The following is a 23,707-nucleotide window of genomic DNA, read 5'->3' as shown; positions in this document are numbered from 1 at the left end:
TCCGCACCCGGACCGCGTCCGGCAAGACGGCACAGAGTAGGGCGAGTGATGTTCAAGAAAATCCTGGTCGCCAATCGGGGCGAGATCGCGTGCCGCGTCATGCGGACCGCCAAGGCGATGGGCATCAAGACCGTCGCGGTCTATTCGGACGCCGACGCACGCGCGCCGCATGTGCTGATGGCCGACGAGTCCGTCCGGCTCGGGCCGGCACCCGCCGCCGAAAGCTATCTCAAGGCCGAACTGATCCTGCTGGCCGCCAAGGAAACCGGCGCGGACTGCATCCACCCGGGCTACGGCTTCCTCTCCGAACGCGAGAGTTTCGCGCTGGCCTGCGCCGAGGCCGGGATCGCCTTCGTCGGGCCTCCCCCGAACGCGATCGCCGCGATGGGCGACAAGATCGAATCGAAGAAGCTCGCCAAGGCCGCGGGCGTCAACGTCGTGCCGGGCTATCTCGGCGAGATCGTCAGCACGGACCACGCGGTCGAGATCGCCGGCGGCATCGGCTACCCGGTGATGATGAAGGCGTCGGCCGGCGGCGGCGGCAAGGGCATGCGGCTCGCCTACAGCGAACAGGACGTCCGCGAGGGCTTCGAGGCGACCAAGCGCGAGGGGCTCGCCAGCTTCGGCGACGACCGCGTGTTCATCGAGAAGTTCATCGAAAGCCCGCGTCACATCGAGATCCAGCTGATCGGCGATCAGCACGGCAACATCGTCTATCTCAACGAGCGCGAATGCTCGATCCAGCGCCGCCACCAGAAGGTCGTCGAGGAGGCGCCGTCGCCGTTCGTGACGCCTGCGATGCGGAAAGCGATGGGCGAGCAGGCGGTCGCTTTGGCGCAGGCTGTGGGGTATTATTCGGCGGGGACGGTCGAGCTGATCGTCTCGGGTGCGGACACGACGGGGGAGGGGTTTTACTTCCTCGAGATGAACACCCGGCTCCAGGTCGAGCATCCGGTGACGGAGGAGATCACCGGGCTTGATCTGGTCGAACTGATGATTCGTGTTGCGGCTGGGGAGCCTCTCGGGTTCACGCAGGATGACGTGAAGCTCAACGGCTGGTCGATCGAGAACCGGGTGTATGCCGAGGACCCGTATCGCGGGTTCCTGCCGAGCATCGGGCGGCTGGTTCGGTACAACCCGCCCGAGACTTCGCCCCTCCAAACCCCGTCACCCCAGCGAAAGCTGGGGTATCCCGGTAATGGAGAAGGCGGCTCGAACGGGGAGACCCCAGCTTCCGCTGGGGTGACGGACATTATGGGGGCGGATGGGATCGGTTCCGGGGGACACGGCACCGCCGTGGAACCTCGCGTCCGTGTCGACGACGGCGTCCGCGAGGGCGGCGAGGTCAGCATGTTCTACGACCCGATGATCGCCAAGCTCATCACCTGGGCCCCAACGCGAGACGGTGCGATCGCCGCGCAGATCGCCGCACTCGACGCGTTCGAGCTCGAAGGCCCCGGCAACAACATCGATTTCCTCTCGGCGATCATGCAGCATCCGCGCTTCCAGTCGGGCGCACTCACGACGGGGTTCATCGCCGAGGAATATCCCGAGGGCTTCCACGGCGCCCCCGCCAACGCCGAACTCCTCAAGACGCTCGCCGCAGTCGCCGCCTTCGCCGCCACCGCGGAAGCCGATCGTGCGCGCCGTATCGACGGCCAGCTCGGCAAGCGCCTTCGCCCGCCGGCGGATTGGGTGGTGACGATCGACAAGACCGACCACGCGGTGACCGTCTCGACCGACGGCATCATGGTCGATGGCGAAGACCTCGATCTTGCGCTCGAATACACGCCCGGCGACCGCATGGTCGTCGCGGACGGCCATGGGATCGACGGCGACGAGCACCTGACGATCCGCATCGCCAAGGCCCGCGCCGGCTTCAAGCTCACGACCCGCGGCGCAAGCCACGTCGCGCGCGTGTTGCCCGCCCGCGTCGCGCCGTACACCGCGCACCTGATCGAGAAGGTCGCGCCCGATCTGTCGAAGTTCCTGATCTGCCCGATGCCAGGGCTGCTGGTGCGGCTCGACGTCGCGGCCGGTGACAAGGTCGAGGCGGGGCAGCCGCTGGCGGTGGTCGAGGCGATGAAGATGGAGAACATCCTCCGCGCCGAGAAGACGGGCACGGTGAAGTCGGTTGCCGCGAAGACGGGTGATAGTCTCGCGGTGGATCAGGTGATCCTCGAACTGGACTAAGCGACGCGCCGTCCAGTTCTGCTTCAGCCAACGTCTGTAGTTACCGCCCCGTCATGCCGGGCTCGTTCCGGCATCCACCGTTCCGCACATCCGATCGAACTGGGTATGCGGAAAGGTGAGCCCCGGCCTCCGCCGGGGTGACGGAGTCGGGGCGAGGGGCGTGCTCTCCTGCAAGCGGGCCTGGATAAGGCTGACCACCCTATCTGTTTCCCCGCGAAGGCGGGGACCCAGACTGGGCTCCCGCCTTCGCGGGAGAACAATGAAACGCGGGGCGCGATCGTGTGTCCGGGATCGCCCTCCAATAGCTCCACCCCGGCGGAGGCCGGGGCCCAGTTGGGCGCCGGTGATGATGAAGGCCGGCGCTCCGTTACAGCGACCTCTCCAACTGGGCCCCGGCCTCCGCCGGGGTGGTGCGGGTGGTAGGCAAACGCACACCCCAAAGCGGAGCAGATAGCGGCGGCGATAGTGCCCCGACCCAAGCCCAACGCCGCCCCCTCCCGTTTCCCTCCTCGCCGCTGTACAGCACCCCGGATGACCCTCCTCCGCTACCTCGCCGCGCTCCTCCTCGCGGTCACCGCCGTCACCGCGCTCCCCGCGATCGCGCAGGACGAGGCGAAGGTCGCGACCGTCGCCGCCAGCCTGACCCAAGCCTCGGCCGAGCTCCAGGCGATCGACGACGCCACCCCCGCGGCGCGCGACGACAAGGCGCGGCAGGCGTTGCGGGATCGCGCACAGGTCGTGCAGACCACCGCGGCCGACGCGGTCCGCACGCTCACCCCCGAGATGGCGCTCGTTCAGGCGCGCGTGACCGAACTTGGCGCCGCCACCCCAGGCGTTGTCGAAGCGCCCGAGATTCGCCAGCAACGCAAACTCCTCGCGCAGAGCCAGTCGGCGATCGACTCGGCGATCAAGCGCGCGCGCCTGATCGGGATCGAGGCCAAGCAGCAGATCGACGATATCGGGGCGGCCGAGGCGGAGGAACTCGGCCAGCAATTGTCCGAAAACACTGGTTCGCCGCTGTCGCCGACGCTGTGGGCCGCGATCGTCGATCACCTGCCGCGCGACACCGCGCGACTGACGCGGTTCGCCAATGTCGAGGTGCGTCAGTTCGGCACGCGGTTCGATACGCGCGCGGGTACCGGCCTGCTCGTCGGGATGCTCGCCGCGCTGGTGCTGATCGTGCCGCTGCGGCGCTGGCTGCACGGCGTCGGTAGACGCTATGCGGCCAACCATACGCCCGGCGGCCGTCTGCGACGTTCGGCCTATGCACTGTGGCTGGTCGTGATCGGGACCGCGCTGCCGGGGTTTGCGGCGTGGGCGATCGTCGCATCGCTGCGCTGGGGTGGGCTCGTCTCGCCCGCCTGGAGTCGGTTCGGCGCGATCTTCGTCGGGATCTCGTGGTTCTGCGCGTTCGTGTCGTCGCTCGGTGGCGCGCTGTTGCTGCGGACCCAGCCGACCTGGCGGTTGTTGCCGATCGGCGACGCCGCTGCGCAGGCACTCAGGCCGTATAGCTGGATGGCGGCGGCGCTGATCTTCTTCGGGCAGTTGCTGATCGCGACCAATCTGCTGATCGGCGTCAGCGCGCCCGCGTCGAGTGCGGCCAACGCGGTCGTCGCGCTGCTCCACATCGTCCTGCTCGGTGCGATCCTGGTGACGCTCGGCCGGTTGCGCGCCGCCGCGCTGCCCGATCCGTCCAAGCCTGCGCGCAACACGCTGCTCGCGATCGTCGCCACGCTGGTCTGGCTGGTCCTGATCGTCGCGCTCGGCGCCGGGCTGATCGGCTATGTGAACTTGGCGCTGAAGGTTGCGACGTGGCTGGTCTGGGGCGCGATCGTCGGCGCGAGCCTGTACCTGATGATGACCTTCACCGACGATGCGTGCCGGACGCTGCTGTCGAGCGGGAACCGCCTGGGTCGCTCGGCGAACAGCGGGTTCGGCGTCGACAACAAGACCGTCGACCAGATCGGCGTGCTGCTCTCGGCGGTGCTGCGGCTGTTGCTGATCATGCTCGCGGTCGGCGCGGTGATGGCGCCGTTCGGGGCAGGGGTGGGCTCGGTGTTCGAGCTGTTCGGCACGGTCGCAAGCGGCATCACGATCGGCCAGGTTACGATCTCGCCGGGGGCGGTGCTGCGCTCGATCGCGGTGCTGTTCGTCGCGCTCGCGATCATGCGCGGGCTGCAGCACTGGCTGGTGAACAGCTATCTGCCGACCACCGCGATGGACGCCGGCGCGCAGAATTCGGTGACGATGGTCGCGCGCTATGCCGGCATCATCGCCGCGGTGCTGTGGTCGCTCGGCGCGCTCGGGATCGGCATGGAGAAGCTCGCCGTGGTGCTCGGCGCGTTGTCGGTCGGGATCGGCTTCGGTCTGCAGGCGATCACGCAGAACTTCGTCTCGGGGCTGATCCTGCTCGCCGAGCGCCCGGTGAAGATCGGCGACCTCGTCCGGATCGGCAACATGGAGGGCGACGTGAAGCGGATCAACGTGCGCTCGACCGAGATCCAGGTCGCGGATCGCTCGACGCTGATCGTGCCGAATTCCGAACTGATCACCAAGACGATCCAGAACATGACGCTGGCCGCGCCGATCGGCCGGATCCAGCTGCAATTCTCGGTCCCCCTCGAGGAGGATCTCGACGCGGTGCGGACGATGCTGTTCGCGGCGTTCGCGGAGAAGCACGAGGTGCTCGACGATCCCGAATCCAAGGTGTTCATCGATTCGATCGACGCCGGCCGCGCGAAGTTCAACTGCTTCGCCTATGTCGCGAGCCCGCGCGATGCCTATCCGATCCGCAGCGAACTGCTGTTCACATTGCTCCGCCAGTTCCGCGAGGCCGGGATCGAGGTCGGCTCGACCGCGACCAAGATGGAGCTGATCGGCGCGCTGCCGGGCTCGCCCGTTGCCGATCAGAATACTGGTCAGAGCTCCGATCAGAACTCCGATCAGAACAGGGCGTAAGGTAGCGACACGCTGAAGCTCGACCCTGCCGCCATCGTCCCGCGCGGGCGGATGCGGATGGTGGTGACCGCCTTGGGTGTGGTGGTCGGATCATAGGTCCAGCTCGTCCCGCCGTTCGCCGAGAAATCGACGTCGTCGGTCGCGCTCGCGGGGGTGGCATAGGTCACCGCCAGCGACGACGCAGGCGATCCCTCCGCGGTGGTCACGAACGCGGACGAGGCGGTTCCGTCGCCGTCCAGCGCGACTGCGGCACGGGTGGGGGTCGGGAGCACCACGGCAACCGAGTTGGCGTCGACCGCGACGATGTCGGGGTTGGTCAGCGTAATCGTCGTGCGCTGTTTGCTGCCGGGGATCGCGCGCGGATTGTTGGTGGTCGAGATCGGATCATAGGTCGTGCGCGTGGTGATCACGACCGCCACCGGCCTGGCCGAGACGATCATCGTCACGTCGACCTTGGCCGAGGTGACGGCGCTGCTCTGGTCGAGCGTACCCGCACATAGCGAACCGACGCCAAGCAGCGAACAGAAGCGCCATTCCCAGCCGATCGTGAAGCTGCCCTTGTACGTACCCGGCGCGACGGCGGTCAGCGACGAGGGGCGGACATGGACCTGGACGTTGCGCGCCGATCCACCCAGCAGTCCGAGCAGGTTGATGATGCCGCCATTCATGTAGACGAACGGCGTGCCCGGCGTGAACGGATAGGTCCCGGCGCTGTCCGCAGCGACGACGTAGCGTGCGGTGACGGTATCGGCGAGGTTGGTCGAGGTCAGCTTGAACCCGTCCGCGCTGGTCACCGTCGCGCGCAGGAAATTGCCCGTCAGCAACGATATGACCGTGGAGGGGCAATCGAAGCCGCCCGGCACGGCGCTGTACGGCGGCGCACCAGCGACCAGCGCCGGGGGGGAATAGGTGCCGAGCGCGGTCGGGCCGGTATTGGTGACCGCGCACGCCGCCCAGGCCGAGGACGGCGTGCAGGCCACGAGGGTGAAGAATAGTTTCGTCAATCCGGTCGTCAACGCGTCGGCCCCCAGGCACAAGATAGGCGGAGATCCTTGGCCGGCATTCGTTAATGCGTTTTGAAGAACCTGTTTCGGGTCTTTCCGCAGGTCGAAATGGCCTGCGATGGCCTTGCCGGGGCCGCCGAAACATTCGAAACAGCCGACATGACGATCGCCCCCTCCAAAACCCGCTCCAGCACCGTCCTCATAGCGAGCGTCGCCACCGCGGCGCTGGCGGGGCTGTTGTTCGGCTTCGACACCGCGGTGATCGCGGGCGTCACCGGCGCGCTGAAGGCGAAGTTCGCGTTGAGCGAGGCGTGGCTCGGCTTCACCGTGTCGTCGGCGCTCTGGGGAACGCTGATCGGTGCGCTGTTCGTCGGTATGCCCGGCGATCGCTATGGCAGTCGCAACGTGCTGCGGATGCTCGCCTTCCTGTATGTCGTCACCGCGCTAGGCTGTGCATTGGCGTGGAACTGGCACAGTTTCATCGGCTTTCGCTTTATCAACGGCATCGCGATCGGCGGCTCGTCGGTGCTCGCACCCGCCTATATCGCCGAGCTCGCACCGCCAGCACAGCGCGGGAAGATGGTTGGCGGATTTCAGTTCGCGGTCATCCTCGGCATCCTGCTCGCCTATGTCTCGAACGCGATCCTCGGGTCGCTCGATCTCGGCGATATCGAGTGGCGGTGGAAGCTCGGGATCGTCGCGGCGCCGTCGCTGGTCTTCTTCGCGCTGCTGTTCCGCATCCCCAATTCGCCGCGCTGGCTGCTCGCCAAGGGACGCGATGCGGAGGCCAGGGACGTGCTGGCGCTGGTTGGCATGAGCCCGGACATCGCGCGGCAGGATCTCGATGCGCCGAAGGGCGACGCTGCGCTCTCCTGGACGCGCCACCGCAAGCCGATCACGCTCGCCTTCCTGGTCGCGATGTTCAACCAGTTCAGCGGCATCAACGCGTTCCTCTATTACCTCAACGACATCTTCAAGGCGTCGGGTGGCAGCCTGTCGCCCGATCTCCAGGCGGTGATGATCGGGGTCGCCAACATGGTCTTCACGCTGCTCGGGATGCTGCTGATCGACCGGATCGGGCGGCGCACGCTGCTGCTCTGGGGCTCGGCGGGGATGACCGGCGCGCTCACCGTCGGCGGGCTCGCCTTGCTTGGGGTAGTGCCGCACGGGCTGCTGCTGCCGTCGCTGATCGTCTTCATCATGTTCTTCGCGCCGGGCTCGGGCGCGGTGATCTGGGTGTATATCTCGGAGGTCTTCCCGCAGAACGTCCGCGCGCGTGGATCGAGCATCGGCTCGTCGAGCCATTGGGGCTGGAACGCGGTGATCGCGCAGGTCTTCCCGATCGCCGCGGCATGGTCGGCCGGACTGCCGTTCCTGTTCTTCGCCGCGATGATGGCGGTGCAGTTCGTGACGGTGTTCCTCTACTTCCCCGAGACCAAGGGCGTGCCGCTGGAGGAGATGGACGCGCTCATGGCGCGCTGATCGGTCGTCGAACCGGCATAATCCTGCGACAATTCGCGGCTAGGCGGGCACCGGATCGACGGTCGATCATCGGGGTGACGGGTATGCGTAAACTGGGTCTGGTTCTGGCGGTAAGCATGCCCGCGATGGCGGCGGCGCAACAGGCGCCGTCGACACCCGCCGCCGATGCCGCGTCCGCCCCGCAGACGCAGACGCAGACGCAGACGCAGGAGCAGGACGAGGGCGCCGAATCCGAGGAGATCGTCGTCACCGGTTCGCGCAAACTGCCCGGCGCGGTGATTGGCGACATTCCCCCCGACCAGACGCTGGGCCAGGCCGAGATCCGTTCCTACGGCGTCAGTTCGATCTCCGACTTGCTGAGCGAACTGAGCCCGCAGACCACCAGCGGACGCGGCAGCGGCGGCGCGCCGGTGGTGCTGCTCAACGGCCGCCGCATCTCCAGCTTCAGCGAAATCCGCGACATCCCGACCGAGGCGATCCAGCGCGTCGAGATCCTGCCCGAGGAGGTCGCGCTCAAATACGGCTATCGCGCCGACCAGAAGGTCGTGAACTTCGTGCTGCGTCGCCGTTTCCGCGCGGTGACCGCCGAGGCGGTCGACAAGATGCCCACCGAAAGCGGCAGCAATTCGCCCGATGCCAAGCTCGACCTGCTCAGCATCGCCCGCGATCGCCGGGTCAATCTGCATGCCGAATACACCTCGACCTCGGCGCTGACCGAATCCGAGCGTGACATCGCAGCGCCGACGGCGACCGCGACCAGCGCGGTCGGCGCGGACAACGCGATCGTCGATCAGCGACCGTTCCGCACGCTTCAGTCGGCCAGCAGCACCTTCACCGTGAACAGCGTGTATGCGCGCAACATCGGCAAGGTCGGCGCGACGATCAACGGTCGCCTCGAATCGACCGACAGCCGCAGCCTGAACGGCCTGCCGGTCGCGACGCTCGATGTCGGCGGCACCACCCCGGTGTACCGGGCGCTCAACGACGATGGCTTCCTGCCGCTCACCCAGCGCACCGCGTCGATCGCGGCGCATCTCGGCACCACGCTCAACGGCGATATCGGCACGTGGCGCTGGAACGTCACGGGCAATTACGACCGTAGCGACACGCAGACCTTCACCGAGAATGGGGTGGACGCCAGCGCGTTCCAGGCACGGCTCAGGGCCGGCGATCCGACCGCCAATCCGTTCGCGCGGCTCACCGTCGGCGATATCGGTGCCGCCGCCGGCAACCGCGCCTATGCGACGCAAAACACCGGCGAGATCGACGCGGTCGCGAACGGCAACCTGTTCAGCCTGCCCGCGGGCGCGGTCTCGACGACGATCAAATTCGGCGGACAGACGGCGGATTTCGCCAGCCGTTCCTACCGCGCCGGCCTGACGCAGCGTGGCCAGGTGTCGCGCGATACCGTCAACGGCCAGGTCAATGTCGATCTGCCGCTGACCCGCCGGTCGAAGGACGTGCTGCCGTTCCTCGGCACGCTGTCGGCGAACTTCAACCTCGCTGAGGATCATCTGTCGGACTTCGGCACGCTGACGACGCTTGGCTATGGTGCGAACTGGTCGCCGATCGAGGGCGTGCGCGTGATCGCCTCGGTCACCGATACCGACGAGGCACCGACCGCGCAGCAGCTCGGCAACCCGTCGATCACCACGCCCAACGTCCGCATCTTCGATTACGTCCGCGGCACCACCGCGACCGTGACGACGATCAGCGGCGGCAATCCCGGGCTCGTGTCGGACAACAACCACGTCAAGAAGGTCGGGCTGACGTTGAAGCCATGGTCCGCCAAGGACCTGTCGATCACCGCGAACTATGTCGAGAGCCGGGTTGACAATCCGATCGCCGCCTTCCCGTCGGCGACCGCGGCGATCGAGGCGGCATTTCCCGATCGGTTCACGCGCGATGCTGCGGGCAACCTGCTGCAGGTCGATAGCCGTCCAATCAATTTCGCGCGCAGCGACCGCTCCGAACTGCGTTGGGGAATCAATTTCTCCGCGCCGCTCAAGTCGAAGATCCAGAAGGAGCTGGAGGCGTATCGCGCCGGCACCGGCCCCAATCCGTTCGAGGGGATGCAGCCGCCCGGCGGTTTTCGTCGTCCGGAAGGGGCGGGCGGCGATGGCCCGCGCGGTGGTCCAGGCGGGGGCGGTCCAGGCGGGGGCGGACCTGGCGGGGGTGGTCCGGGCGGCGGCGGCGGCGGCGGCGGCGGCGGCGGCGGGCGCGGCTTCGGTGGCCGTGGCGGCCAAGCCGGTGGGCGTATCCAGTTCGCAGTCTACCATACCTGGCATTTCACCGACCGTGTGCTCGTCGCGAACGGCGGCCCGAGCCTGAACCTGTTGAACGGCGACGCGATCGGCAACAGCGGCGGTCAATCGCGCCATGAACTGGAAGCGCAGGCGGGCTATACCAACAACGGCCTCGGCGCGCGGATATCCGCCAATTACGCGACCGGCACGCGCGTCAACGGCGGCACCGCGGCGGCGCCCGAGACGCTCAACTTCGGCGGTCTCGCCACCGCCAACGCGCGGCTGTTCGCCGACCTCGGCCAGCGGCTCGAATGGGTGAAGGCGCATCCGTGGTTGCGCGGCATGCGGATCAGCCTGTCGGTCGACAACGTGCTCAACACCCGCCAGCGCGTGACCGACGCGACGGGGGCGACCCCGAACAACTACCAGCCGGATTACCTCGACCCGCTGGGCCGCACCGTCCGCCTCAGCATCCGCAAGCTCTTCTTCTAAAACGAGGCCCTCTCCCCTGCGGGGAGAGGGAGGGGCCCGCCGCTCTTGCGGTGGGAGGGTGAGGGGAGTGAGGCACGGGACGTCGACCCAAACCACCCCTCACCCTTCCGTCGCCGAGCGGCTCCTCCCTCCCTCTCCCCAAAGGGGCGAGGGCAGTTACAGTCCCACCTTCGCCGCCAGCCACCGCGCCGCCGCCTCGGGCGTCTGCTTGTCCGCATCACGATCGACCCGGTAGTTCGCCGCGCGCATCGCCTCCACCGGGATCCGCCCGACCAGCGGCTTCAGTGCACCCACGAACTTCGCATCCGCGGCCCGCTTCGGTGCGACCATCAGGATCGCGTCATACCCCGGAATCGCCCGCCGCGGATCGCTCAGCACCGCCAGACCATCGGCGGCGATCCGCCCATCCGACGAGAAGGCCGAGATCACATCGACATTCCCGCTCTCCAGCGCGCGGTACATGAAGGTCGGGCTGTACGGCGTGGTCTTGGCGAACCGCAGCGGATAGGCACGCTTGACCGCTGCCCATTCGGGCCGCTCGAGAAACTCCAGATCGCTGCCCAGCGTCATCGCCGGCGCGGCCTTCACCAGATCGTCGAGGCTGGCGATGCCCTTCGCCTTGGCCACATCGCCCTTCATCGCGAACGCATAGGCATTCTCGAACCCGAGCGACCCGATCAGCCCGACCCCGTGCTCGCGCTTCGCCCATGCACCGATCGCCGCGACCATCGCGCCGTGCTCGGGCACATCGTTGCGCTTCATCTCGTTCGCCCAGATCGTCCCGGCGTAATCGACATACACATCGATATCACCGCCCGAGAGCGCGCCGAACACCACCGCGGAGCCCAGCCCGTCACGATACTCGACGGTATAGCCGGCCCGCTCGAGCCGATCGCCGATCAGCCGCGCAAGGATATATTGCTCGGAAAAGTTCTTCGCGCCGACCACCACCGTCCGGTCGCCACCACTTTTCGGCCAGAGCGGCAGCGTCGCCACCGCGGTTCCCGCCACCAGTACCGCGGTGCATGCGATCCACAGCCACCGTTGCCGCGCGCGAAAACCATATTCGATTCCGCCGATCAGCGCGTCGACCGCCAGCGCCAGCGCCGCCGCCGACACGCAGCCGGCAAGGACCAGCGCCCAGTTCTGCGTCTGGAGCCCGGCGAAGATCATGTCGCCGAGACTCGGCTGGCCGACCGTCGTCGACAGCGTCGCCGCGCCGATCGTCCAGACCGCCGCGGTGCGGATACCGGCGATCAGCACAGGCGCGACCAGCGGCGCCTCGACCAGCCGCAGCTTCTGCGCGGGCGTCATGCCGACCGCATCCGCCGCCTGGATCACGGCGGGGTCGATCCAATGCAACCCCGCCACCGCGTTCCGGATAATCGGCAGCAATGCATATAGCGTCAGCGCAATCAACGACGGCAGGAAGCCGAGCGCCGGGATCCCGCCGCCGACCAGCGCGGACAGGCTGAGCAACAGCGGATAGAACAGGGCCAGCAGCGCGAGGCTCGGGATCGTCTGCACCAGGCTCGCAAACCCGAGCGAGACGCGCGCGACAGTGGCGTTGCGCGCCGACCAGATCCCCAGCGGCAGACTGATCGCGATCCCCAGCAGCAGCGCCGATGCCGACAACAGGACATGCGCGGCGAGCAACGGCGGCACGCGACCCAGAGCGTCGAGAAACGCGCTCATGCGACCCCCCTCACGAAACGAGCGCCTGCAAGCGTTCGGCCTGCGCGCGCGGCACCCGCACCAGCGCCTGCGCATCGTCGCCACCCTTGCCCGCGACCAGCTCGGCGGGGGTCGCATCGGCGACGATCCGCCCCGCCTTCATCACCAGCACGCGGTCCGCCAGCAGCAGCGCCTCCGCCATGTCATGCGTCACCAGGATCGTCGTCAGCCCGAGCCGATCGTGCAGCTCGCGGATCCGCGTCCCCAGCGCATCGCGCGTCACCGGATCGAGCGCGCCGAACGCCTCGTCGAGCAGCAGCAATTTCGCGCCCGGCGCGAGCGCCCGCGCGATCCCGACGCGCTGTCGTTGGCCGCCCGACAGCGCCTCCGGCATCCGCTCGGCGATATCGCGCGGCAGGTCGACGAGATCGAGCAGTTCGCCGACCTTCGCCCCATCTCGAACGGCATCCTTGCGCCCCGCAATCCGCAATCCGATCGCGATATTCTCGGCGATCGTCATGTGCGGGAACAGGCCGATATTCTGGAAGACATAGCCGATCCGTCGGCGCAGGTTCGGCGCGGGCTCGGCGGCGACGTCGGCGCCATCGATCGTCACGCGGCCCTCGCTTGGCTCGACCAGCCGGTTGATCGTCTTGAGCAGCGTCGACTTGCCCGATCCCGACGTCCCGACCAGCGCGACGAAGCTGCCGCCGGCGATCGCCAGCGAGACCGCATCGACCGCGATCGTCGACCCGTAGGTCTTGGTGACGCGTTCGAAAGCGAGCGCGGGGGAATTGTCTGGCATCTGCCTGCTGGATGCGGGAAACATACCGGAAAATCAAATCATAGAGAGAGGCGTCATGACCGAGCAGAGCATTTTCATCACCGGCGGGGGATCGGGGATCGGTCGTGCCACCGCGCAGCTGTTCGCGCGGAAGGGCTGGCGCGTCGGGCTGGCGGACGTCAACGTTGCCGGCCTCGCCGAAACCGCCGCGCTGCTCCCTGCGGGCATGGCGACCACCTACCAGATGGACGTGCGCGACCGTGATGCGTGGGTGGCCTGCCTCGACGCGTTCGTCGCGACCACCGGCGGGCGCCTCGACGTGCTGTTCAACAATGCCGGGATCGGCTCGGGCGGGCCGCTCGCGGAGACCGACTTCGCCGAGATCGACCGGGTGATCGCGATCAACCTGGTCGGCGTGCTGAACGGTGCGCGGATCGGCTATGCGTATCTCAAGCGCACGCCGGGATCGTGCCTGCTCAACACCGCCTCCGCGTCGGCGATTTACGGCTCTTCGGGGTTGGCCCCCTATTCGGCAACCAAGTTCGGTGTTCGCGCGATCACCGAGGCGCTCGACGGCGAATGGGCAGCGGACGGCATCAAGGTGCGTTCGATCGTGCCGAGCTTCATCGACACGCCGTTGCTCGATTCGGGCGCGGGGGGAAGCAACCACTCGATCCGCGAGACGGTGACGGGCGCGGGGCTCGAACTGACCGGGGTCGACAAGGTCGCGGACGCTGCCTGGGCCGCAGTCCACGGCGACAAGGTCCACACCTATGTCGGCAAGACCGCCCACCGCATGGCGTTCGCGGCCCGCTGGATGCCGGGCGCACTTCGCAAGCGGATGCGCCGGGATCTTCGCGAGAAATGACTCTCACCCTCCCCTGTGAGGGGAGGTGGCAGCCACTTGGCTGACGGAGAGCGCGCTATCGACAGCGGATCACCCCTCCGTCTGGCTGCGCCAGCCACCTCCCCTGCAAGGGGAGGGTCGGAAGGTCAGGCGTCGCCGACGATCGCGTCGATCGCTTCGGCCATCTCGATATCGCGTGGGGAAAGGCCGCCCGCGTCGTGCGTCGTCAGCAGAATCTCCACCCGGTTCCACACGTTCTTCCACTCCGGATGGTGGTTCGCCCGCTCGGCGATCAGCGCGACCTGCGCCATGAAGCCGAACGCCTCGACGAAATCGGCGAACACGATCGTCCGCGTGATCGCATCGCGCGCATCGTCGTAATCCCACTCGTCGAGCCCATCGAGCGCCTCGGCCCGCTCGGTCTCGTTCAGCGCTTCGATCATTCGCGTGTCCCTTGCCGCTATCCTCGGGCAACGACTATGGCTGGCGGCATGAGCGGGCAAGCAGCAATACGGGCAGAGGCGCGCGGAGAAGCACCGGACGCCGACGCGATCGAGGCAATCGCGCGTGCGACGATCGCCCGGTTGCCGGCGCAGTTCGCGATCCATCTCGGCGACATCGTCTTCGCGGTCGAGGAATATGCCGACGACGAGACGCTCGCGGCGCTCGGCCTGGAGCACCCGCTCGATCTGTCGGGCCTGTATCATGGTCGTCCGCTCGGCGAGAAATCGTCGATGGATACCGCCACGATGCCCGACCGCATCGTGCTGTACCGCCGCGCGATCCTGGAGGAGTGGATCGAGACCGGCGTCCGGCTCGACGATCTCGTCGCGCACGTCACGATCCACGAGATCGGCCATCATTTCGGCCTCAGCGACGACGACATGCACGCGCTGGAAGACGCGGCGGAAGATGCTGCGGAAGATTCGGCCACGTGACCCTCGGCTTTCGCGACGTCGCGTGCGTGCGGGGCGGAAGGTTGCTCTTTTCAAACGTCTCGTTCGATCTCGGTCCCGGCGATGCCGCGATCGTCACCGGGCCCAACGGTATCGGCAAGTCGAGTCTGATCCGCATCGCCGCCGGCCTGCTCGCACCGTTCGAGGGTGGCGTGACGTGCGATGCGGACAAGGCGCTCCTCACCGAAGCGAGCGCGCTCGACACCGACCGTCCGCTCGTCGCCGCGTTGCGCTTCTGGGCGAGCCTCGACCGCGCGCCCGATCCAGACGCGCGCGCCGCCCGCGCGATGCAGGCGCTCGATCTCGAAGCGCTCGCCGACATTCCCGTCCGGCTCCTGTCCACCGGCCAACGCCGCCGCGCCTCGATCGCCCGCGTCGCCGCGACCGACGCGCCGGTGTGGCTGCTCGACGAACCCGCCAACGGGCTCGACCTGGCCTCGATCACGCGGCTCGAAGCGCTGATCGCCCGACATCGGTCAAGCGGCGGCATCGCGCTCGTCGCCACGCATCTGCCGCTGTCGCTACCCGGCGCGCGGGAGATCGCGCTGTGATCGCGCTGATCCGTCGCGATCTCCGCCGCAGCGTATCGAGCGGCAGCGCGACCCTGGTCGTGGCGTTCTTCCTGCTGGTGGCGACGCTGTTCCCGTTCGCGATCGGCCCCGACGCCGCGCTGCTCGCCAAGATCGGCGGCGGCGTGATCTGGACCGCGGCATTGCTGGCCGCACTACTTCCGGTCGAGCGGCTGGTCGGTCCAGATCTGGAGTCCGGCGTATTCGATCAGTTCGCGGTGCGCGGGATGTCGATGACCGCGGTCGCGGCGGCCAAGACGATCGCGCACTGGCTGAGCTTCGGCCCGCCGCTGATGCTCGCCGCGGTCATCGCCGCGGGGCTGCTCAACCTCTCGGGCGACACGCTGCTCCGCGTCGAGATCGGCTTGCTCATCGGCACGCCGGGTCTTGCGGCACTCGCGGTCGTCACCAGCGCGCTGGTCGCCGGCGTGCGCGGCGGCGGTGCGGTCACCGGGCTTGTGATGCTCCCGCTCGCGGTGCCGCTGCTGATCTTCGGCGCCGGTTCGCTCGATCCGGCGGGCGGCGCAGGCGCGATAAAACTGCTCGCCGCGGTCAGCCTCGTGCTGGTCGCGGGCGCACCGTTCATCGCCGCCGCCGCGATCCGGGCCGCGCTCGATTAAGCCGCGACCGGCGCGCCCGGGTAGTCCTCACCCTCGCCGCCTCCAGCGTCTCGCCCTCTCCCGGGGGGAGAGGGAAGGCGCGCGCGCTTAGTTGAGCGTCGTCATCTCGACGGGCTTGCCCTTGGTGGTCGGGTTGGACGCATTGGCCTTAGGCGCTTTTTCGGCCTTGGGTTTGCGGACTTCCTTGCTCGACTTCTTCTGGCTCTTGGCCATGACGACACCTCATGGGGCGGAAGGCCCCACACCATCCTACACCGTTGCGACAGCGCGCGCGCCTCTTATCGAACGACGCTTATTGGAGCCTGTGCAAGGTCGCCTCGTCCGCCGACCCGTCGAAGAACCGGTCGAGTGCCGCGCGGAACGGCGTCGGGTCATCGGCGACCGCCGCGAACAGCGTCATCGACGATCGCAGCTTCACCGCATCGATATCACCGAGGATCGTCTCGGCCGAACCGTGCGCTGCGGTCACCGCCTCGGTCGCTTCGAGCAGACGCGGCCCGAGGACCGGATGCGCGAGATACGCCCGTGCCTCGCTCGCATCGGCGATCGCATAGGTCCGCGCCGTCATGCTCTGCCCCAGGCCCGCGATCTGCGGGAAGATGAACCACATCCAGTGGCTGCGTTTGGCACCGGCGTGCAGTTCGGCAAGCGCCCGCGGGTACACGCCGTGCTGTGCGGTAACGAAGCGGGTCAGATCGTGCAGCATGTCCTCGAAATGGTCGCGATCCTCCTCGACGCAACCCCCGACAAGGCCGATGCGTTGATTGCTCAGAAGAGGAATGCGCATGAAGACGATGGTGCTGATCGCGATGCTCGCACTTCCGCTGCTGAGCGGCTGCGGCAAGAAGGACGATCCGACCGATACGCTCGCCGCGAGCAACTTCACGCCGCCGCAGACGCGCGCGCCGACACCGATCCCTGGCCAGGCACAGACCACGCCGATCACCGCCTATGTCGGGAAATACCCGCATGACGCGGTCGGCGGCGTCGATTTCTTCGACCGTACCGATGTCGCGTCGGGGCTGGTCATGGCGGTTGGCGATGCGAAACTGCGCGAGACGATCCGCGGTCGCTCGGGGCCCGAAACGCCGGTGTTCAAGATCGGCGAGCGCGTCGCGGCCTGGGGCTGCGAGGAGCATAATTGCGGCGATCACAACTGGACCGTGATCGTCGATAGCAAGGCCGCCAAGACCCAGGTCTGCTACCATGATGCTGCGAAGATGGGCACGCGGAGTGACTGGTATGACGGCGCCGCCCCCGTACGCCGTGCCGAAACCTGCCCTTCGGAAGGATAAGCGATGCTCGAACACATCCCGGCGTGGCTCGGCCACGCGATGAGCGGTCTGCGTGCGGGCGCCGAAAAGCTCGCCATCGTCCAGCTTGGCAACCGGTTCGAGACGCTCGACCTGACCAGCCCGGCATTCGCGCATGAGAGCCGGATGCCGCCGCGTTTCACGGCCGATGGCGAAGGCGTGTCGCCGCCGCTCGTCTGGAGCGAACCGCCGGCCGGCACCACGCATATGGTGCTGATCGTTGAGGATGCCGATGCACCGACGCCGCAGCCGCTCGTCCATGCGATCGTCTGGGGGCTCGAAGCCGATGCCGGGCGTCTTGCCGAAGGGGCGATCGCCGCCGATGCGGAGGGCGATGCGGCAGGACGCGACGTTGGCCGTAATTCCTATCTTCGCGAGGGATGGCTGCCACCCGATCCACCGAGTGGGCATGGCGATCATCGGTATGCGTTTCAGATGTTCGCGGTTGGTGCGGGCGCGGAAGACGTCGGCGCGACACCCGGACGCTCTGCGGTGATCGACGCCATAACCGGCCATGTGCTGGCAGCGGGATTGTTGATCGGTACCTATTCGCGCGAGGCGGAGGCACCGGTCGGGCCGGTGGGCTTGGGTGCGCCTGCATGACGCACGGCGGCGGTGGCGGTTTGGCCCTGGGGCTGAACCGACGCTGCCGAGGTCGGCTCAGACCAGCGTCGGCCCGCTATGCGTGACGATCAGCAAAAGGGTGGTCGAGAAGGCGGCAAGGCCTATGAGAATGCTGCGACCCATGATGGTTCTCCGTGACGTGAGGATCAGGCGATCGGGATGATCGGCGTGGCGGTGCTGACGGCGATCGCGGCGAAGACGATCGCACCGACGAACGAGCAAGCAATACGCTGGACGGTTTCAAAACGGATCGACATGGGATTTTCCTTCGAGTGTCGGGCGCCGGACCATCCGGCCGCCGATATCGAATGAATTGCACGGTGCGTGCCAGTTTCGTAACGTGTTGAACCGCCGTGGATTTCTGATTTGCCGACGCTTCGAGTGGTAAAACGCACCACGAAACCATCGTAAATTCCGCCAACTTACGGGATCAACCGGCGCAGACCCGATCGCGCCCCTGTTTCTTGGCGGCGTACAGCAAGCGGTCGGCCCGCAAGAAGGCGATCTCGGCGACCTCGTCGGCATGGATCGCCGTCACGCCCGCGGAAAACGTGATGGTCCCGAGCGCGGTATCGGTCTCCCGGTTGCGGAAGCGCTTCGCGGCCACGACCGCGCGGACCGTATCGAGCAACTCGGCCGCCTCTGCCAGGCTCAGCCCCCCGAGCAGCACGGCGAATTCCTCGCCGCCGTGGCGGACGACCAGGTGCGGCGCGCATTCTGCGGCCATGGCTTGGCCGATCGCGACGAGCACCCGGTCGCCGACGCCGTGGCCATGGAGGTCGTTGACGCGCTTGAACCGATCGATGTCGCAGACCGCCAGGCAGTACGGACCTGCGTCCAGATCGCGCGCGGCATAGGCTTCTTCGAAGGCGCGTCGGTTGGGCAGGCCGGTCAAGACATCGCGTCGTGCCGTATCCCGGGCTTCGGCCAGTTTGGCGCGTAGCGCATCGGTTTCCGCCGTGGCCAGCGCCAGCCGCACCTCGCTGTCGTGGATTCGCGCGATCATCGAGCTCGTGATGCGGCTGATCTCGTCGAGTTCGGCCAGATGCGTGATCGCCGCCGCACTTTGCGCGAGTTCATGGCCGAAACCTTCGGTCTCGGCCTGCATCGTTCGCACGATCTGCGCGAACCCGTCGACCTGCTGCTGCGTCTCGATCACCAGCGCGATCGCCGTGTCGGTCCGCATCTCGAGACTGGGCTTGGCGGGCGCCGCTGCATCGGCGTCGGTGCGCGACAGGACGACGGGAGGGCCCTTCACCACCTGCCCGCCAAGTCGCTCGATATCGTGTCGGGTCAATCTGATGCCGAGGTCGGTCTGCTGCCGTACGGCTTCCGCCAACTCACTGTCAGGCGACGATAATACGGCAAAGGCGAAGGCGTAATGGGCGGGATCGGCGCTGAGTTTCTGCGCGTCGAGGAACCTGCCGATCCGTTCGAATATCGTCTCGTTCGGAAATGACCCGGCCGTAGTTCTGGCCGCCTGTACGTCGCGCATCTCGTCCCCCGAGTTCTCGCAGTCTCCGATAAACCCGAAAGCGTTAGGATTAAGTCACCAAACCGGCAGGTAATTGCCGGTTCGATGACTATAGGCCGGTGACGACCGAGCCCGATCCATCAAGCGAGAACAACGCTCCGTGTTCGATGGCTTACTTGCCGTTGAGTTTCTCGACTGCGGCAAGTGTCGTCGAGACGTGCGCCGCGGGGTTCATATCGTCATGGACGAACGCGATGCGACCGTCTTTGGCAATGACGTAGCTGGTCCGCTTGGTGATGTCGCGACCGGCCATCTGCTTGCCGAGCGCGACGTCGTAGCCCTTGACCACGCCCGGCCCTGCGCTCGCGACCGCGAACTTGCCCGCGCACTTCTCGGCCGAGAACTTGCTCAGTGTCTCGACATTGTCCGCCGACATGCCGATCACCGTCGCGCCAGCCTTGGTAAACGCCGGGATCGCCTCCGCAAAGGCATGCGCCTCGGCGTTGCAGCCGCCGGTGTACGCGGCGGGGAAGAAGTACAGCACGACCGGGCCCTTTTTGAGCTGCTCGGCGAGGTGCACCGTGAACACCTTGCCGGCGATCGCGCCCCGCGTCGTAAAGTCCGGAGCCCGGGCGCCGGGTGCGAGCGCGGCGAAGGCGGGCGTTGCGGCGAGAAGAGCGGCGGCGGCGAGAGTCGAGACGAGGCGCATGGACGATACTCCGGTTGGATTGCAACGACCTACGCCGACGTGAGCGTTCCGTCCATTGCTCCCTGCGCCAGGGGCCGATAGGCAGGGGCCATGCCAGTCACCCAAGCCGATATCGACCTCGCGCACCGCCTCGCGGATGCTGCGGGCCACGTCATCCGACCCTATTTCCGCCACGAGCACGGCGTCGAGATCAAGGACGACCAGTCCCCGGTCACGCGCGCCGACCGCGAGGCCGAGGCCGCGATGCGCCGGCTGCTCGACGCCGAGCGCTCCGGCGACGGCATCATCGGTGAGGAGTTTGGCGAGAAGGCCGGCGTCACCAACCGCAAATGGGTGCTCGACCCGATCGACGGCACGCGCAGCTTCACCGTCGGCCGCGCGATCTTCGGCACGTTGATCGCGCTGGTCGAGGATGGCTGGCCGGTCCTCGGGATCATCGACCAGCCGGTTCAGCGCGAACGCTGGGTCGGTGTCGCGGGCCGCCCGACGACGCTCAACGGCGTGCCGGTTCGCACTCGCGCGTGCCGCGAACTCGCCGGCTCGACGATCGCCACCACCAGCCCGCATCTGTTCGAGGACGGCGATGTGCAGCCCTATCTCGCGCTGGTCGCGGCGATCTCGGGCGGCAATCCGCGCCAGGGCCCGGTCTATGGCGGCGACTGCTACAATTACGGCCTGCTCGCGAGCGGCCATCTCGATGTTGTGTGTGAGTCGGGCCTAAAATTGTACGACTTCGCCGCCCTGGTGCCGGTGGTCGAAGGCGCTGGCGGCATGATGTGCGACTGGAACGGCGACCCGCTGACCGCCGCCAGCGAAGGCCATGTGTTGGCGATCGGCGACCCGGCGCGCATGGATGACGTGCTCGAGGCGATGCACCGGTTGCAGGGTGAGGCGCACGATCACGACGATCACGACGGCCACGATCACGGATAGAGATTCCCCTCCCGCCTTCGGGAGGGGCTAGGGGAGGACACGACGTACGTACGGGCGTCCGGCATGCGATCAGCCCTCCCCAACCCCGCAAGCGGGAGGGAGCACTAAAGCGGTATCGCAAACCGCAAAGCCCCCACATCATCCCCCCTTCCGTCATCCCGGCGGACGCCGGGACCCATGGACGCGGAACGCTAGCCATCTACGCGTGCCCACCATCGGCAACGGTACCCGCTTGACGCCAGGATGAGCGATCTAGGGAAGGGGGGACCGTACAGTTGGTCCCCACGCCCTCAGAAGATCCCCAGAAACTTCTTCCGCTGTGCCTTGCCCTCGGAGCGGGTTGGCTTCCCGTCCTCGGCCTTGGCCGTCGTCCCATGCCCCACATCATCGCGCGGCTGACCCTTGGTGGTCCGCTGCGCCGCCGCCGTCGCGCCTGCCAGCACCGGGCCGCATGCGGTCGACTTCGCATCGCCGACATCGACGAACGCCAGGATGCCCGCCACCGGCGTCGCGACCAGTGCCAGCCCCAAGCCGCTGCCGACCCTCGCGAGAAGGTCCTTCGAGATCACGTTGAGCTTCGGCGCGGCGAACATGCCCTCGACGCCGACCGGCGACTGTCCCGCGAACAGGCTGAACTTCTTCGAGTCCGCGCGGAAGGCCAGGTCGAGCGCTTCGTTGCGGAAGCTGAACCCACCGCGGCCGACGATCACGTTCTTGCGCGTGTCGATCAGGATCGGATCCGCCGCCGCGACGCCACCGCGCACCGTGAAACCGATCAGTCCGCAATTCATCTGCACCGGCTCGTCGAGCTTCCCCTGGAACATGCGCTGCGCAAACGTGCCGATATCGAGCTCGGCAAGCTGCACGTTGCGCACCGAAAGCGCCCCCGACGGCAGCACGAACGCGATCCGCCCGCGCGAAGAGGCGAGCGAATCATGGATGGAATCGCCGCGCCCGTCGAGCTTGATCCGGCCCTTGACCGTGCCGGTCGTCCCGGCCTCGGTCAGCCCATAGCCCTTGAGCAACCGACCCAGTGGCGTCGGCGCGAGGCGGATGTCGTAGGAGACCGCGCTCGGCCGCGCGCGCGTATCGAAGATGACGTCCGAGGCCACGTTGCCGCGCGCCATCGAGAAGGTCAGCGGCGACAAAGCCAGCCGACCGCGCTCCAGGTCGAGCGTCAGGTCGATGTCGGAGATCGGCAGGTTGCGCGACTTCACCGTGCCGATCGTCCATTTCAGGTCGGCATCGAAGATCTGCATCGTCGCGACCGGCAGGTTCCCGTCGGGCAGCAGGCGTTGCGGTGCGGCGCCCGTTGCGGCGGCGGCGGCTACCGCACCCTTCGATTCGACGATGTCGGGATTGAAACCGATGAACGGCGCCGCATCGATGATGTCGAGGCTTTTGGTCGTGAGCACCGAGTCGAGATGGATGCGCTCGCCATTGGTGATCGTCAGCTTGCCCGCGAGATCGGTTCGGCCTGCAAAGCCGCGCAGATACGTGAAGGCATATTCGTCGCCCTGCTTGATCAGCTGCGCGCGCAGTTTGTATTTCCGCGTGTTCGGGATCGCGACGTCGATCACGCCCAGCAGCGTCGACAGGTTTGCACCCCGCGCGGTGACGGCAAGCGGCACGTTCTCGACATCGGCGATGCTCGGCAGTGTGCCTGCGACGTCGATGATGTTCCCCGCCGCCCGCGCTCGCGCGACCAGCTTGTTCTGCCCGCGATTGGCGGTCGCATCCGGCGACAGCAACTGCGCGGTTACGGTGAACGGCGTTTCGCGCAGACGGCCTCGGCCCGTCAGCCCGACCGCGCGCCCGATCGTCGCGTCGACCGATCGGATGTCGGCGATGTCGAGGTCCGCGACGATCCGCATCCGCGGGTCGAGATAGCGCACCGACGTGCCGGTCACCGTCGCCACGTCGATCCGCGGAAACTCGAGCGGCTTGCCGCCTTTCTTCTCGGAGAACGTCCAGGTGTTCGCGGTGTGCGGCTTGTTCCACTCCAGATCGACCGCGCCGTTGACGAGGTCGAGCCAATACAGCCGCCGCTTGCCGAAGATCAGCGACAGGGGCGCGATCCGCGTGTCGAGCTTGTCCGCGCGGAACAGGTTTGGCCGGCTCGCCCAGTCCGGGTTCGAAAGCGTGAAGTTCTCCGCGTACAGCTTGATGCGGAACGGGGCGAAATAGAGCTGGAAATCGCCACGCACGGTCAGCGTCCGGTGCGTGAGCGAGCCGACGACGCGCTCGAACGGATGCTTCAGGAAGCGTCCCTTGGTGATGTACAGCACCAGCCAGATCGCAACGAGGACCGCGACGATCCCAAGCAGGATGTTGCGGATGATCCGCCGCTTGCGACGTTTTCGCGTCTCCGCTGCACTCGGCGCGGGTGCGGGAGCCGGGGAGGGGGCGTCGATCGGCGGCGTCGGGCTGGCGTCCATGCAGGCCCTATCGCATGGCAATCGCGCGAGTTCCACAATGCGGGGTCCGCGACGGTTGATATTTGCGACCAATGCGGATAGTGCGCCCGCTTCCTCGAAGGGAACGCGTTCGACGAATCGCCCGGCCAGTGTGGGCTGCCGCGGCGATTTCAGCGTCCTCCTTCGTAACCGAAAGGATAAAAATGCCCAAGCTGAAGACCAAGAGCGGCGTCAAGAAACGCTTCAAGCTCACCGCCACCGGCCTGCTCAAGCACGGCGTCGCCGGCAAGCGTCACCGTCTGGCGCATCACAACGGCAAGTACATCCGTCAGAACCGCGGCACCAAGCTGCTGTCGAAGGCCGATACCGCAGCAGTGAAGGCCTGGGCGCCTTACGGCCTGCGTTGAGCTGA

At 67.3% G+C, this 23,707-nt stretch carries 21 protein-coding genes; 12 read left to right on the top strand and 9 right to left on the bottom strand.

Annotated features, from left to right (window positions below):
• Window positions 1-48 precede the first annotated feature (48 nt).
• Both C8J46_RS02780 and C8J46_RS02775 read left to right on the top strand, forming a co-directional pair.
• On the top strand, window positions 49-2,193 hold the full coding sequence (locus C8J46_RS02780; protein ID WP_132734801.1) for an acetyl/propionyl/methylcrotonyl-CoA carboxylase subunit alpha: 2,145 nt from the start codon (window positions 49-51) through the stop codon (window positions 2,191-2,193).
• A gap of 531 nt (window positions 2,194-2,724) precedes the next feature.
• On the top strand, window positions 2,725-5,151 hold the full coding sequence (locus C8J46_RS02775; RefSeq protein ID WP_132734799.1) for a DUF3772 domain-containing protein: 2,427 nt from the start codon (window positions 2,725-2,727) through the stop codon (window positions 5,149-5,151).
• Here the strand turns inward: C8J46_RS02775 and C8J46_RS02770 are convergent.
• The gene (locus C8J46_RS02770) at window positions 5,136-6,155 is read right to left on the bottom strand and encodes a protein CsuE (protein WP_132734797.1); all 1,020 of its coding nucleotides are present in this window, start codon (window positions 6,153-6,155) and stop codon (window positions 5,136-5,138) included. The genes C8J46_RS02775 and C8J46_RS02770 overlap by 16 nt on opposite strands.
• A 159-nt stretch (window positions 6,156-6,314) precedes the next feature.
• Here C8J46_RS02770 and C8J46_RS02765 point away from each other — a divergent pair, with 159 nt between their 5' ends.
• Window positions 6,315-7,637, top strand: coding sequence for a sugar porter family MFS transporter (locus tag C8J46_RS02765; RefSeq protein ID WP_132734795.1), 1,323 nt, complete (start codon window positions 6,315-6,317; stop codon window positions 7,635-7,637).
• A gap of 83 nt (window positions 7,638-7,720) precedes the next feature.
• Window positions 7,721-10,375 (top strand): TonB-dependent receptor plug domain-containing protein, encoded by a 2,655-nt coding sequence (locus C8J46_RS02760; protein WP_132734793.1) that lies wholly within the window; start codon window positions 7,721-7,723, stop codon window positions 10,373-10,375.
• Between the two features lie 156 nt (window positions 10,376-10,531).
• Here C8J46_RS02760 and C8J46_RS02755 read toward each other — a convergent pair whose 3' ends face one another.
• Together C8J46_RS02755 and C8J46_RS02750 are read right to left on the bottom strand one after the other, a co-directional pair.
• Window positions 10,532-12,070, bottom strand: a complete 1,539-nt coding sequence (locus C8J46_RS02755) for an ABC transporter permease/substrate-binding protein (RefSeq protein WP_132734791.1) — start codon at window positions 12,068-12,070, stop codon at window positions 10,532-10,534.
• A 10-nt stretch (window positions 12,071-12,080) separates the two neighbouring features.
• On the bottom strand, window positions 12,081-12,854 hold the full coding sequence (locus C8J46_RS02750; RefSeq protein WP_132734789.1) for an ABC transporter ATP-binding protein: 774 nt from the start codon (window positions 12,852-12,854) through the stop codon (window positions 12,081-12,083).
• Window positions 12,855-12,909: 55 nt separating this feature from the next.
• On the opposite strand from C8J46_RS02750, the gene C8J46_RS02745 reads away from it, so the two are divergent.
• Complete coding sequence (locus C8J46_RS02745; RefSeq protein ID WP_132734787.1) at window positions 12,910-13,701, top strand: SDR family oxidoreductase; 792 nt, start codon at window positions 12,910-12,912, stop codon at window positions 13,699-13,701.
• 125 nt (window positions 13,702-13,826) lie between these two features.
• Here C8J46_RS02745 and C8J46_RS02740 read toward each other — a convergent pair whose 3' ends face one another.
• Window positions 13,827-14,123, bottom strand: coding sequence for a 4a-hydroxytetrahydrobiopterin dehydratase (locus C8J46_RS02740; protein WP_128453864.1), 297 nt, complete (start codon window positions 14,121-14,123; stop codon window positions 13,827-13,829).
• A 36-nt stretch (window positions 14,124-14,159) separates the two neighbouring features.
• On the opposite strand from C8J46_RS02740, the gene C8J46_RS02735 reads away from it, so the two are divergent.
• From C8J46_RS02735 to C8J46_RS02725, 3 genes are read left to right on the top strand one after another with little or no spacing between them, the layout of a single operon-like run.
• Window positions 14,160-14,618 carry a metallopeptidase family protein gene (locus tag C8J46_RS02735; RefSeq protein ID WP_132734785.1) on the top strand — a complete coding sequence of 153 codons (459 nt, stop codon included), beginning with the start codon at window positions 14,160-14,162 and terminating at the stop codon, window positions 14,616-14,618.
• Window positions 14,615-15,187 carry a heme ABC exporter ATP-binding protein CcmA gene (ccmA, locus tag C8J46_RS02730; RefSeq protein WP_132734783.1) on the top strand — a complete coding sequence of 191 codons (573 nt, stop codon included), beginning with the start codon at window positions 14,615-14,617 and terminating at the stop codon, window positions 15,185-15,187. Before C8J46_RS02735 ends, ccmA begins: the two co-directional genes overlap by 4 nt.
• Window positions 15,184-15,825 carry a heme exporter protein CcmB gene (locus tag C8J46_RS02725; protein ID WP_132734781.1) on the top strand — a complete coding sequence of 214 codons (642 nt, stop codon included), beginning with the start codon at window positions 15,184-15,186 and terminating at the stop codon, window positions 15,823-15,825. The genes ccmA and C8J46_RS02725 overlap by 4 nt, the downstream gene beginning before the upstream one ends.
• Window positions 15,826-15,912: 87 nt before the next feature.
• Here the strand turns inward: C8J46_RS02725 and C8J46_RS21380 are convergent, their stop codons facing one another.
• Window positions 15,913-16,038 (bottom strand): hypothetical protein, encoded by a 126-nt coding sequence (locus C8J46_RS21380; protein ID WP_259457500.1) that lies wholly within the window; start codon window positions 16,036-16,038, stop codon window positions 15,913-15,915.
• 79 nt (window positions 16,039-16,117) lie between these two features.
• Window positions 16,118-16,531, bottom strand: coding sequence for a DUF1810 domain-containing protein (locus tag C8J46_RS02720; RefSeq protein ID WP_132735336.1), 414 nt, complete (start codon window positions 16,529-16,531; stop codon window positions 16,118-16,120).
• A 79-nt stretch (window positions 16,532-16,610) separates the two neighbouring features.
• Here C8J46_RS02720 and C8J46_RS02715 point away from each other — a divergent pair, with 79 nt between their 5' ends.
• Together C8J46_RS02715 and C8J46_RS02710 are read left to right on the top strand one after the other, a co-directional pair.
• Window positions 16,611-17,120: a hypothetical protein gene (locus tag C8J46_RS02715; RefSeq protein ID WP_132734779.1), complete on the top strand. Its 510-nt coding sequence runs from the start codon at window positions 16,611-16,613 to the stop codon at window positions 17,118-17,120.
• 3 nt (window positions 17,121-17,123) lie between these two features.
• Window positions 17,124-17,741: a YbhB/YbcL family Raf kinase inhibitor-like protein gene (locus C8J46_RS02710; RefSeq protein ID WP_132734777.1), complete on the top strand. Its 618-nt coding sequence runs from the start codon at window positions 17,124-17,126 to the stop codon at window positions 17,739-17,741.
• Between the two features lie 451 nt (window positions 17,742-18,192).
• Here C8J46_RS02710 and C8J46_RS02705 read toward each other — a convergent pair whose 3' ends face one another.
• Complete coding sequence (locus tag C8J46_RS02705) at window positions 18,193-19,257, bottom strand: GGDEF domain-containing protein (RefSeq protein ID WP_132734775.1); 1,065 nt, start codon at window positions 19,255-19,257, stop codon at window positions 18,193-18,195.
• A 151-nt stretch (window positions 19,258-19,408) separates the two neighbouring features.
• A complete protein-coding gene (locus C8J46_RS02700; RefSeq protein ID WP_132734773.1) occupies window positions 19,409-19,945 on the bottom strand; it encodes a peroxiredoxin in 537 nt (178 codons plus the stop codon).
• Between the two features lie 90 nt (window positions 19,946-20,035).
• Between C8J46_RS02700 and C8J46_RS02695 the strand changes: the two genes are divergently transcribed.
• The gene (locus tag C8J46_RS02695) at window positions 20,036-20,878 is read left to right on the top strand and encodes an inositol monophosphatase family protein (protein WP_132734771.1); all 843 of its coding nucleotides are present in this window, start codon (window positions 20,036-20,038) and stop codon (window positions 20,876-20,878) included.
• A 290-nt stretch (window positions 20,879-21,168) separates the two neighbouring features.
• Here the strand turns inward: C8J46_RS02695 and C8J46_RS02690 are convergent, their stop codons facing one another.
• Window positions 21,169-23,316 carry an AsmA family protein gene (locus tag C8J46_RS02690; protein ID WP_132734769.1) on the bottom strand — a complete coding sequence of 716 codons (2,148 nt, stop codon included), beginning with the start codon at window positions 23,314-23,316 and terminating at the stop codon, window positions 21,169-21,171.
• Window positions 23,317-23,498: 182 nt separating this feature from the next.
• Here C8J46_RS02690 and rpmI point away from each other — a divergent pair, with 182 nt between their 5' ends.
• Window positions 23,499-23,702, top strand: coding sequence for a 50S ribosomal protein L35 (gene rpmI, locus C8J46_RS02685; protein WP_031395289.1), 204 nt, complete (start codon window positions 23,499-23,501; stop codon window positions 23,700-23,702).
• Window positions 23,703-23,707: the final 5 nt, after the last annotated feature.

The organism is Sphingomonas sp. PP-F2F-A104-K0414 (assembly GCF_004340945.1).
In the GTDB taxonomy this organism is placed as follows: Bacteria; Pseudomonadota; Alphaproteobacteria; order Sphingomonadales; family Sphingomonadaceae; genus Sphingomonas.
The sequence above is the reverse complement of the archived record's forward strand: the minus strand, read 5'-3'. Positions and strand labels throughout refer to the sequence as shown.